Origin of the sequence: Flavobacterium supellecticarium (assembly GCF_004801375.1) — a bacterium.
Taxonomy (GTDB): Bacteria; Bacteroidota; Bacteroidia; order Flavobacteriales; family Flavobacteriaceae; genus Flavobacterium; species Flavobacterium supellecticarium.
Window position 1 is genome coordinate 140,486 of the sequence record NZ_SSNZ01000005.1, and the last position, 12,255, is coordinate 152,740.

General features: G+C 39.9%; 13 protein-coding genes. 8 read left to right on the forward strand and 5 right to left on the reverse strand.

Annotated features, from left to right (window positions below):
* Positions 1–26: 26 nt before the first annotated feature.
* From E6C50_RS12235 to E6C50_RS12255, 5 genes are all read right to left on the reverse strand, one after another.
* On the reverse strand, positions 27–809 hold the full coding sequence (locus tag E6C50_RS12235) for an enoyl-CoA hydratase/isomerase family protein (protein WP_136403517.1): 783 nt from the start codon (positions 807–809) through the stop codon (positions 27–29).
* 10 nt (positions 810–819) lie between these two features.
* On the reverse strand, positions 820–2,295 hold the full coding sequence (locus E6C50_RS12240) for a sensor histidine kinase (protein WP_394346699.1): 1,476 nt from the start codon (positions 2,293–2,295) through the stop codon (positions 820–822).
* Positions 2,296–2,853 (reverse strand): CopD family protein, encoded by a 558-nt coding sequence (locus tag E6C50_RS12245; RefSeq protein ID WP_136403518.1) that lies wholly within the window; start codon positions 2,851–2,853, stop codon positions 2,296–2,298.
* The gene (gene hemH, locus E6C50_RS12250) at positions 2,854–3,879 is read right to left on the reverse strand and encodes a ferrochelatase (protein ID WP_136403519.1); all 1,026 of its coding nucleotides are present in this window, start codon (positions 3,877–3,879) and stop codon (positions 2,854–2,856) included. It lies immediately after the preceding gene.
* A 91-nt stretch (positions 3,880–3,970) separates the two neighbouring features.
* Positions 3,971–4,843 carry an AraC family transcriptional regulator gene (locus E6C50_RS12255; RefSeq protein WP_136403520.1) on the reverse strand — a complete coding sequence of 291 codons (873 nt, stop codon included), beginning with the start codon at positions 4,841–4,843 and terminating at the stop codon, positions 3,971–3,973.
* Between the two features lie 229 nt (positions 4,844–5,072).
* Here E6C50_RS12255 and hemA point away from each other — a divergent pair, with 229 nt between their 5' ends.
* From hemA to E6C50_RS12295, 8 genes are all read left to right on the forward strand, one after another.
* Positions 5,073–6,332, forward strand: a complete 1,260-nt coding sequence (gene hemA, locus E6C50_RS12260; protein ID WP_136403521.1) for a glutamyl-tRNA reductase — start codon at positions 5,073–5,075, stop codon at positions 6,330–6,332.
* The gene (gene hemC, locus E6C50_RS12265; protein ID WP_136403522.1) at positions 6,325–7,242 is read left to right on the forward strand and encodes a hydroxymethylbilane synthase; all 918 of its coding nucleotides are present in this window, start codon (positions 6,325–6,327) and stop codon (positions 7,240–7,242) included. Before hemA ends, hemC begins: the two co-directional genes overlap by 8 nt.
* Positions 7,242–7,919, forward strand: a complete 678-nt coding sequence (locus tag E6C50_RS12270) for a uroporphyrinogen-III synthase (RefSeq protein WP_136403523.1) — start codon at positions 7,242–7,244, stop codon at positions 7,917–7,919. The genes hemC and E6C50_RS12270 overlap by 1 nt, the downstream gene beginning before the upstream one ends.
* Entirely contained in the window at positions 7,916–8,428 is a 513-nt protein-coding gene (locus E6C50_RS12275; RefSeq protein WP_136403524.1) for a GNAT family N-acetyltransferase, read from the forward strand. The genes E6C50_RS12270 and E6C50_RS12275 overlap by 4 nt, the downstream gene beginning before the upstream one ends.
* Positions 8,429–8,463: 35 nt before the next feature.
* Positions 8,464–9,489 (forward strand): uroporphyrinogen decarboxylase, encoded by a 1,026-nt coding sequence (gene hemE, locus E6C50_RS12280; RefSeq protein ID WP_136403525.1) that lies wholly within the window; start codon positions 8,464–8,466, stop codon positions 9,487–9,489.
* 49 nt (positions 9,490–9,538) lie between these two features.
* A complete protein-coding gene (locus E6C50_RS12285; protein WP_136403582.1) occupies positions 9,539–10,078 on the forward strand; it encodes a DUF3575 domain-containing protein in 540 nt (179 codons plus the stop codon).
* 2 nt (positions 10,079–10,080) lie between these two features.
* Entirely contained in the window at positions 10,081–10,986 is a 906-nt protein-coding gene (hemF, locus tag E6C50_RS12290) for an oxygen-dependent coproporphyrinogen oxidase (protein ID WP_136403583.1), read from the forward strand.
* Positions 10,987–11,050: 64 nt separating this feature from the next.
* Positions 11,051–12,097: a DUF4421 family protein gene (locus E6C50_RS12295; protein WP_136403526.1), complete on the forward strand. Its 1,047-nt coding sequence runs from the start codon at positions 11,051–11,053 to the stop codon at positions 12,095–12,097.
* The last annotated feature ends 158 nt before the right edge of the window (positions 12,098–12,255 follow it).

Consider the following 12,255-nt stretch of genomic DNA (forward strand, 5'->3'; position numbering starts at 1 on the left):
TATTCTTTTCTCTTTTTTATCTCCAATTATTTCCCCGGAAAAGCCGCTTTTCGCTTTTCAAGGAATGCTGTTGTTCCTTCTTTAAAATCTTCGGTTCCAAAACATTCTCCGAAAGCCCGGATCTCCGTATGGTACCCATTTACACCTTCTTCAAATCCCGCATTTACCGACTGAATCGCTTTTCCGATCGCTACACTGGAATTTTTAGTGATTTTGGTTGCTATATTTTTAGCCAGATCCAGTAATTCCGCTTGTGGTACCACATGGTTCACCAATCCGTAGCTTAATGCTGTTGGTGCATCAATCATTCCGGCTGTCATGATCATTTCCATAGCACGCCCTTTTCCAATTAATTGTGGTAAACGTTGGGTTCCGCCATAACCTGGAATTACACCCAAAGATACTTCCGGAAGTCCCATTTTGGCATTATCGGATGCAATACGGAAATGAGCCGACATCGCCAGTTCCAATCCTCCGCCTAATGCAAATCCGTTTACTGCGGCAATAACCGGAGTTTCCAGATTCTGAACAAAATCGAAAAGCATTTCCTGTCCCTGTGCAGCCAGTCTTCCTCCTTCTTTAATTGAAAAATTAGCAAATTCCGAAATATCCGCTCCGGCAACAAAGGCCTTGTCACCACTACCCGTGATAATGATTACTTTTATCGATCGATCTTCATTTTCTGACTTAAAAGCTTTGTGTAATTCTTCTATTGTCGCCTTATTAAGGGCGTTTAACTTCGTAGGACGGTTAATCGTGATTACCGCGATTCCGTTTTCTCTTTCAATTGAAATGTTCTCGTAGTTCATAATCTGATTTTTAGGTGTTTATGATTGGTAATGTTACCAAAAACACGGTCCCTTTTCCATCTTCGCTCTGGAAGGTAATGGTTCCGTGATAATTCTCTACAATATTCTTAATAATTCCCAATCCTAATCCCATACCACTGGTTTTAGTCGTGAATTTTGGTTCGAAAATACGATTTTTATGCTCCATACTTATGCCTACACCATTGTCTTTAACAATAATTTTAGCATTGTTGTTTTCTTTGTAAACCTTTACTTCAATTTTTGGTTCCGGCTCGGTTTCCGGAATGGCCTGTATCGCATTTTTAACCAGATTCGTAATAATACGTATTAACTGTGTACGGTCGATTTTTGTAATAATTTCTTCCTGTTCCGCTTCAAAATAAATATAGTATTCATTGAAAATCTCCAGTGCCAATCGGACAACTTTTACCACATCGAGTGTTTCATTTTGCTGTGCCGGCATCGATGCAAAATTCGAAAAAGCTGATGCTACCGAACTCATCGTATCGATTTGCTGGATTAATGTTTTTGAATAATCGTCTACTTTTTGATTGACATTCGGGTCGTTCGGATCGAACTTACGTTGAAAGCTCTGAACCGTAAGACGCATCGGTGTCAGTGGATTTTTAATTTCATGAGCCACCTGTTTGGCCATTTCACGCCAGGCTTGTTCCCGTTCACTTTGCGCCAACTTGACCGCACTTTCTTCCAATTTGTCTACCATTCCGTTATAGGCCGTAATCAGGGAAATAATCTCTTTACTACTCGAAGCTTCAATCGGGATTTTTTCGTTTTTCTTATTAAAACGAGTGTCAAAAATTCGCTCACTAATTGCCTGTAACGATTTGGTAATATAACTCGACAGGAAGTACGCCAGCATAATCGAGGTGAGCAACATAAAAAAGTAAACCTGTCCAAAACGGATCAGGAAGTTTTTTACTTCGTTTTCATAGAAGCTGGTTTCTTCCGGATACGGTAAATTCAGAATCCCCAATGGTTTGAATTTGGTGTCTTTCAGGTAACTGTAGGACGAGCGATACCGTTGCCCGTCTATTTGTTTCAAGTCGACAAAGCGTTTGCTGGTTGACGATTGTATGATTTTTAAAATGATTGGCGAAATGGGACGCGCTAAACTATCGATCGAGAAGTTCCCTTTGGACGAAATCAGCAGGTTCCCTTTCAGATCGTGGATATTGATTTCCAGTGCATGAATATTGGCCAATTCCTGGATTTTGTCTTTAAAAATTAACGGCAGATTTTCTGTTGTTAACGGATAGGTTGTCGTAGAAAGGATATAATTGATGTGCTGCGTAATCGCATCTTCTTTCCGTTCCAATCGGTCCTGATGGTAAATCCGGGCTTCTTTTCGGAACTGATAAATCGACACGGTAGCGATCAAAACCGACGCAATCAGCGTAAGACAAATCATCGAGAAAAAAATCCGGACTTGTAATGATAATTGCGTTATTTTGAAATCTTTGAACATTTATGACTGGTTTCTTTCCCGAATTCGTTTGTACAGCTTATACCCTAACATGAGCAGGATCGAAAATACAAAAATTCCGATTACACCATAAATCCAATTCAGCGCGTCTTTTAAAATAACCAAAAACACTACCGCAAACAGGATAAGCGTCGCGCCTTCGTTCCATATTCTAAAAAAAGCCGACGTATGGCGAATTTCATTGCGTTGTAATTGCAAAAAAATCTGATGGCATTTTAAATGATACCCGTACAACAGGAACACAAATCCCAATTTTACATGCATCCACGGCATCTGTAACCAGGCATTGCCCAACGTTGTAAAAAACAACATCCAAAAAGCAAAAACACTAGCCAGTATGGCCGAAGGCCAGGTAATAATATACCACAAACGGTAGGACATCAATTGATACTGTTTGATCAGTATCTCTTTTTCCGGCGACGGTTTATCTTTTGCCTCAGCATGATAAACGAATAACCGAACGATATAAAAAAGCCCCGCAAACCATGTGATTACAAAGATGAGATGCAGGGACTTTATATAATTATAATATTCTTCCATCTAAATGGCGTTATTTTTAGACCAGTCTTTAATCCAGTTGCTCATCGTGTCAACCCAATTGTCGTCGTCATTTAAACACGGTATCGCCAAAAAGTTTTCGCCACCGTGTTCTTTAAACTGATGGTTGGCTTCCATCGCAATTTCTTCCAGCGTCTCCAAACAATCGGCTACGAAAGCCGGCGTTACAACGGCCAGATTTTTAATGCCCTTTTCCGGCATTTTATTGATCTCAATATCGGTATACGGTTCCAACCATTTGTCACCGGACAAACGCGATTGAAACGTCTGACTGTATTTTTCTTTTGGGATATTTAATAGTTCCACCACCTGCCTTGTCGTTTCAAAACACTGGTGGCGGTAACAGAATTCGTGTGCCGGTGATGGCGTATTACAACAGCTTCCATCGATTTTACAATGCGATTTGGTTACATCGGTTTTACGGATATGACGCTCCGGAATACCGTGGTACGAAAACAATAAATGATCGTATGCAAAACCTTCCAGATGCTTTTTAATCGAATCGGCCAGATTCTGGATATAATCCTTTTTATTGTAAAAAGCCGGTACGATGGTAAACTTCATTTGCGGGAAATGCTTTTGGCGTAATTCTTCGGCCAATACCAAAATGGTTGTGGTCGATGCCATCGCATGTTGCGGATATAATGGAAACAACAGTACTTCTGTTACGCCTTTATCGGCCAATTCCTGTAAACCACTTAAAATGGAAGGATTTCCATAACGCATAGCCAATGCTACCGGAAGTTCCACTCTTTCCTGTACTTTTTTATGCGTACGCTTGGAAAGTACAATTAAAGGCGAACCTTCTTCCCACCATATTTTTTTATACGCTTCCGACGAACGCTCCGGGCGTTTTCTCAGGATAATCCCTCTTACCAGTAAGGCGCGTAGTAAAAAAGGTACATCGATTACATATTTATCCATTAAGAATTCATCCAGATACGGCTTTACATCTTTCGGCTCCGGACTTTCCGGCGAACCCAGGTTTACTAACAATACTCCTTTCATAGATCTTTTTTTCGCAAAATTATCGGCTTGCGAAGTATTTTATGGTTTCTATTAATCTCTTTTTTTAATACTCCTATAACTACTTTATATATTAAGAACTGATATTGATCGACATCAGGTATTTTTTGGGCGTCGTTCCGAATTTCTTTTTAAAAGCCGAAATAAAATGACTCGCCGTACTATATCCTATCTTCAATCCGACTTCATTTACATTATACGAACCGCTATCCAGCAATTTTCGCGCATATTCCATTTTATAGTCAAATAGAAAACTGTATACCGAATCACCATAAATCTGTTTGAATCCCATTTTAAGTTTTTTCAGATTTAAGCCCACCTGATCGGCCAATTCCTGTAATCCTGGTGGCTCCGCCATATTGGCCAACACAATGTCTTTGGCTTTCCGGATCTTTAATACGTTCTCTTCGTCAATCAGAAACGGACATTGTTCGGCATCGGGATCTTCGCTTCGGTTAAAAAACAAACTCAGCAATTCGTATCCTTTACCTTTATAATATAGCTTTTTAATGGACGGATTCAGGTTATAATTAAAAATCTGATTCAGTACAATCGCCATCGACGGACTGATATTTTCTTCCTTATAATATTTTTTATCCCGGTTTTCATCGCTAAGAAACGGAATATATTCGGCTTCGGACGAAAATAACGCGTGGAATTTCTGAATCGAAATCAATACCGATACCACCCACGAATGTGGTTCGATGGTTAAATGTAACGGCAATTCCTTTTGCGGATTGTAAAGCAACAGTGATTTTTCCTCAACCAGATCCAGGCCATAACTCCCCTGATTAAACAAAAACTTCGCTTTTCCCTTCAGTCCAAAATGAAACTGGATCAACCCCATACTCACCGGACGTTCAAACTTTACAACTTCATTCGTATCATTCTGAAAACGAATTAAAAAAAAGTCTTCTTCAATTTTTATGTCTTCCTGAGAACCCATAGCGGTATTTTTTCGTATATAAATAAAAACCCACGGATTTTCTTTATTTAGAATAATTCCAAATAAAAATTACGTAAGGCATTGATTTCGCTACAAATTTAAAAGATTTTGAGCAGACAATCCTATTTTAGTTTAAAATATCTCGAAGCGATACAAAAAGACCTTTGAGCGTTATTTTTATAAATCAGATAGTAATACTTTTGTTTAACTTTAGATTAAAGTGGAAAAAATGGAGAACAATACAATATCGAAGCATCCAACTTTTTATGCCGTTGGATTGAGTTACAAGAAAGCGGATGCCGAGATGAGAGGGAAATTCAGCCTTGACAATGAGGCGAAAAACAACTTACTGATTCAAGCCAAAAACGATGGCCTTGACGCCATGATCGTTACCTCTACCTGTAACCGAACCGAAATTTACGGTTATGCACAACACCCTTTTCAGTTAATAAAATTACTTTGCGAAAACAGTCAGGGTACTATCGAAGATTTTCAGAAAGTAGCCTACGTCTATAAAAACAACGAAGCCATTAACCATATGTTTCGTGTCGGAACCGGATTGGATAGTCAGATTTTAGGTGATTTCGAAATTATCAGTCAGCTGAAAAATGCTTTTATTGAATCTAAAAATCATACCTTAGTCAATAATTTTCTGGAACGTTTGATCAACGCTGTAATCCAGTCCAGCAAACGTATCAAAAATGAAACCGAGATCAGTTCCGGTGCTACTTCCGTTTCGTTTGCCGCCGTACAATATATTATGAATAATGTTCCGGACATCAGTTCGAAAAACATTTTATTGTTCGGAACCGGTAAAATAGGACGGAATACCTGTGAAAATCTGGTTAAACATACCAAAAATGATCATATCACACTGATCAACAGAACCAAAGATAAAGCGGAAAAAATTGCCGGTAAATTCAATCTGATTGTAAAAGATTATGCCGACCTGCAATTGGAAATTCAAAAAGCCGATGTGCTTGTTGTCGCTACCGGAGCACAAAATCCAACAATCGACAAAGCCATTTTAAATCTGAAAAAACCATTGTTGATTCTGGATTTATCGGTACCCAAAAATGTACACGAAAATGTAAAAGAATTATCGGATGTGACATTGGTACACATGGATCATCTTTCGCAAATGACCGATGAGACCCTGGAAAACCGCAAAAAACACATTCCGGCAGCCGAGGCCATTATCGAAGAAATAAAAGAAGAATTCTTTAACTGGACCAAAGCCCGAAAATTTGCGCCAACCATTCATGCGTTAAAAGAAAAACTCAACACGATTAAAGAAAGTGAATTGAATTTTCAACGCAAAAAATTCGATAACTTCGACGAGGAGCAGGCTGAAATTATCAGTACCCGCATTATACAGAAAATAACCACCCATTTTGCCAATCATCTGAAAGACAACAATACCATGGTCGACGAAAGTATCGAATGGATTGAAAAAATTTTCCAGATAGAAACTGCTAAAAATGAATAAAACAATACGCATTGGTACGCGCGACAGTGAGCTGGCGTTATGGCAGGCGCACACCGTGGCCAAAAAACTAAACGACTTAGGATATCCTACAGAAATTGTCGCCGTAAAATCTACAGGCGACATTATTTTGGATAAACCTTTGTATGAATTGGGCATCACCGGTATTTTTACCAAAACACTGGACATTGCTATGATCAAAGGCGAAGTAGACATTGCCGTTCATTCGATGAAAGATGTTCCAACAGCACTTCCAACCGGAATTGTTCAGGCAGCCGTTTTGGAACGCGCGAATACTGTTGACATTTTAGTCCACAAAGGAAACCTTGATTTTTTAAACGGCAACGGAATTATTGCCACCGGAAGTCTGCGTCGTAAAGCACAATGGCTTCATAAATATCCAACGCATGAAGTGGTCGATTTACGCGGAAATGTAAACACCCGCATGCAAAAATTACACGACAATAACTGGAACGGTGCTGTTTTTGCCGCAGCCGGATTGGAACGCATCAACCTAAAACCCGATACTTATATCGATTTAGACTGGATGACTCCTGCTCCTGCGCAAGGTGCAATGGTTGTTGTTGCTATGGAAAATGACACTTTTTGTCGTGAGGCTGTAGCGAAATTAAACCATACCGAAACCGAAATCTGTACGCATATCGAACGCCAATTCCTACGAGAACTGGAAGGCGGATGTACCGCTCCGATTGGTGCTTTGTCAACCGTTACCGAAAATACCATCACTTTTAAAGGAGTCTTATTTTCCCTGGACGGAACCGAAAAACACGAGATTGAAAAAGTGGTATCTTTGGACGACTACCGCGATTTAGGTCAAAAAGCGGCTCGCGAAGTCCTGGATAACGGTGGAAGTGCCCTAATGGCGGTTATCAAAAAAACATTACAAAAATAATGCCCGAACCGATTCGTATCCTCAGCACCAAAAAGCTTCTGTCCAACCAGAAGCAATACTTGCTTAATGCCGGTTTTGCGGTAGTCGAATCGGATTTTATCAAAACGGAAGACCTGGCTTTTTCCATGCCGACTCTCCACGATTTCCTGTTATTTACCAGTCAGAATGCGGTTCACAGTGTGTTGAAACACGCCGATCTGACGACCTTACAACATAAAAACGTTTTTTGCGTTGGCCTAAAAACCAAAGCCTTACTCGAAGCAAACGGTTTCACCGTAATTACCTGTACCGGATATGCCGCCGAGTTGGCCGATTATATTACGGAGCATCATCCGCAAGCGAGTTTTACCTTTTTTAATGGTAACTTGCGTCGGGATACGCTACCGGATGCCTTGCATCAGGCCGGAATCACTTTTAACGAAGTGACCGTATATGCGACTGTATTAACTCCTCATCCGATACAAACCAAAGCCGTTGGCATCTTGTTTTTTAGTCCGTCGGGTGTTGAAAGTTATGTACAAGAAAATAGCATTACCGACGAAATATGCTTTTGCATCGGAACAACAACCGCCGAAGCATTGGAAAATCGATCACAAAACGTTATTATTGCCAATCAGCCTACCATTGAAAATACGATAATTCAATGTCTTAATTACTTTAAATCCGTACAGTCATGAATTATCTTTTAGAAAATCAGGAAACAAACCGCTTAGTATTCCGAAAACTAAACCCTTCGGATTTCGAAAACTGGCTACCGTATCATAACGATACCGAAGCCATCGAATTTTACAATAACGGAAAAGCTCCCGAAGAAGCCTGTAAACAATGGTTTGACGAACAATTTTTACGATACGAACAGCAATCCGGTGGTTTGAATGTCCTGATCGACAAAAAAAGTAAGGCCATTATCGGACAATGCGGATTGGAACCCGATGCGAACGATCCGAACAAAGTAGTACTTCGTTTTGCACTCCTTCCGAAATTCCGCGATAAAGGTTATGCCGAAGAAGCCTTGCAACTTTGCATTAAAACGGCTTTTGACACCATGAAAATCAAAGCGCTATTCGCCTATGTAAGCCCAGCTGATCAGGAACGGGAAGACATTTTCAGTGAATTGGGTATGGAATGGGAAGATACCGACATTGTAAACCACACCATTGTCAATATATTTAAAATAAAGAAATAAGCAATCGGATAGACGATTGTTCAAAACAACAGATTATGATACAGAACGATTTATTTTTAAGAGCTTTAAAAGGAGAAACCGTGGAAAGACCACCGGTATGGATGATGCGTCAGGCGGGTCGTTATTTACCGGAATTCCGGGCATTGCGCGACAAATATGATTTTTTCACTCGTTGTAAAACTCCCGAATTGGCTGCTGAAATAACCGTTCAGCCGATCCGTATTGTAAAACCCGATGCAGCGATCCTTTTTTCGGATATCCTTGTTGTTCCACAAGCAATGGGAATTGATGTAGAACTAAAAGACAATTTAGGCCCAATTATCCCAAATCCGATTCGTTCGGCTGCCGATGTGGCTAAAGTTTACAATCCGGATATTCAAGAATCGTTAGGCTATGTGATGGATGCGATCAAACTGACCAAGGAAATGCTAAACAATGAAGTACCCCTGATCGGTTTTGCTGGTTCACCGTGGACAATCTTCTGTTATGCTGTAGAAGGAAAAGGTTCGAAAAGTTTCGATACCGCCAAAGGGTTTTGCTTTTCGCAACCGGAAGCGGCGCATGCTTTATTGCAAAAGATCACCGATACTACGATTGCCTATCTGATCGAAAAAGTAAAAACCGGAGTAAATGCGGTTCAGATTTTTGATAGCTGGGGCGGAATGCTATCACCAGTAGACTATCAGGAGTTTTCATGGCGTTACATCAACCAGATTGTAGAAGCATTGGCGCCACACACCGAAGTGATTGTTTTTGGAAAAGGTTGTTGGTTTGCATTAAACGAAATGTCCAAAAGCAAGGCTTCTGCCATAGGAGTAGATTGGACGTGTTCGCCGCAAAATGCGCGTTACCTGACTGGTGGAAACATCACCTTACAAGGAAACTTTGATCCTTCGCGTTTGTTATCACCTATTCCAACCATCAAAAAAATGGTACACGAGATGATCAATGCATTCGGAAAAGACAAATACATCGTGAACCTTGGACATGGTATTTTACCGAATATTCCTGTTGATCATGCCAAAGCGTTTGTCGAAGCGGTAAAAGAATATCAAAAATAAAAAAAGTATCCCCTAATAAATTCCCCTTTCCCCCGTGACATACAAAAACATGCTTTACCTGTTGGTTTGCCTGATAACTGCGGTTACTTTCGGTCAGACCCGTATTAAAGGGAATATTGCGACGGCTTTGGCGGCCATTCCGAATTTTGGCATTGAAACCAAAATCGGTGAGAAAATGACGTTCCAATTCGATGCGACCGCTTCTTTCTGGAAATCGGTCAAAGGGAGTCCATTGGAATTCACGTTGGCTTTTGCAGAAGTCCGCTATTATACCAAAGATATTAATAAAGGTTTTTTTGTTGGTGCGCACGTTGGTGGAAGTCAGTATAAAATCCAAAAATGGGATTACCTTCATTGGGATTATTATCAGGAAGGTTTTGGGGTAATGCTCGGTGCTACTGTTGGCTATTTGTATCCGATAAATGATCATTTTAGTCTGGAATTATTTTTAGGTGGCGGGAATCACCAGGGCTTTTATAAAGGTTATAAAATAACAACGAACGAACGAATAGATGGCACTGAGAAATACAATAAAAGTGGTGAGTTTCTTCCGTATCGCGGAGGTTTAATGTTGGTTTATAAATTATAATGATGAAAGAACAATTTTACAAATACATACAAAATTTACAGGATACCATTACCGCTGCATTGGAAAAAGCCGACGGTAAGGCTGTTTTTCATCAGGATATCTGGGAACGTCCCGAAGGCGGAGGCGGCAGAACCCGTGTGATCGAAAATGGTAACGTATTCGAAAAAGGCGGCGTTAATATTTCTGCCGTTCACGGACCTCTTCCTGCGGCGATGCAAGCCTATTTTAATGTAGGTGACGTTGATTTTTTTGCCTGTGGTTTGAGTTTGGTTCTTCACCCCAAAAATCCGATGGTGCCAACGGTTCATGCGAACTGGCGTTATTTCGAAATGTATGATAAAGACGGAAACGTTATCAACCAATGGTTTGGTGGCGGACAAGATTTAACACCTTATTACCTGTTTGAAGAAGACGCCCGACACTTCCATCAGGTTTGTAAAACGGCCTGCGACAAACACAATCCAACATTTTACGATCAGTTTAAAAAACAATGTGATGCCTATTTCTGGAATGCACATCGTGAGGAGGCCAGAGGAATCGGCGGACTTTTCTTTGATCATTGCAAAGCCACCGAAACAATGACCATGGAGCAATGGTATGCTTTTGTTACCGAAGTTGGAAACAGCTTTTTGGAGGCTTATCTTCCAATTGTTGAAAAACGAAAAACGCTGGATTATACACCGGAAAACAGAATCTGGCAGGAAATCCGACGTGGCCGTTATGTGGAATTCAACCTTGTACACGACAAAGGAACCTTGTTTGGATTGAAAACCAATGGTCGTATCGAAAGTATTTTAATGAGCTTACCGCCACATGTTCAGTGGGTTTACGATCATCACCCGGAAAAAGACAGTGTTGAAGAACAGTTGCTTTCCGTTTTAAAAACACCCGTTGACTGGCTAAAATAGTTTTTTGTAACTTGCAGGCTTAAATCGATTCATGACCGATACGCTAATCATTCCCCACTAACCGATGGATTTTAGAAAACTTGTTTTCATCGGATATTGCATATTCCTGTCGACTTTTGCTTTTTCACAAAATGATTCCATTCAAGAAGTTACGCAAAAGTATGACACGCTGTATCGTGTCAATTATGCTAATAAAATGATCTGCAAACTGAATATCGATTCCGATATTAACAATCTGTATATCCGCAATGTCAAGGAAAAATCGGAAAATAAATTTATTCCGAATGAGATTTTTAAGCTCCGTTTTTCATTTGACTATCGGTTTTTAGGACTAACGGTTTCTTTTTCGCCCAGTTTCTTTCCGGGTAATAACGATAATGCCGTCAAAGGGAATACTTTAATTTTGGATTTAGGTTTTAAATTTTTCTATTCCGACCGACTTCGACAGGAGATTATCTATAAAAACGTACAGGGGTATTATTTGGTCGATCCGGATAATGATACCCTTATCGAGGCTTTCCCTCAAATGAAAGTGAATACCTATGGCGGAAAAACATTCTTTATTGTTAACCCTAATTTTTCCTATCGCGCCTACGAATCCCAAACGGAACGGCAAATGAAAAGCGTGGGTTCTTTTATTCCAAGCATTTATTATGCCTACAATACACTGGAAACCAATGCCGATAATAGCAGTAAGCTCTTTATCGATAAGATTTATTCCTATGATGTGATCGTTCAGGCCGGCTATATGTACAATCTGGTATTGGACAAAAAATGGTTTGCCACAGCCGGATTACATCCCGGAATCGGCTATAATCATTCCAAAAACTTTTATCACAACAATCAAAGCAGTCAGGAATTAGAAAAAAATTCGCAAGGTATTAATATTAACATCGATGCCAACCTCGCTTTGGGCTTTAACAACAGTAACTTCTTTTCCGGCTTCAAAGCCAATTACCGGAATTTTAACTACATCAACGAACTGAATACGGAATTTATCAGTAGCCGTATCGGATTCGATTTTTTTATCGGATATCGCTTTAAAGAATCCAAACCCATTAAAAAAGTTTTTCAAAAAATCGAAAAACAATTGGACAGACTTCCGATATAATTCGTCAAAAAACACCTTTTTATCCCTTTTTTAGGGATGCTGTTTTGCACCTCTTTTCCTTTCGAAAGGACAACTTTCCTCCTTTTTCACTGTATGCTTCCAAAAGCAGCTTCTCAAAACCAAAAATAATATAATTTATTGCAAATCAGCATTTTAAA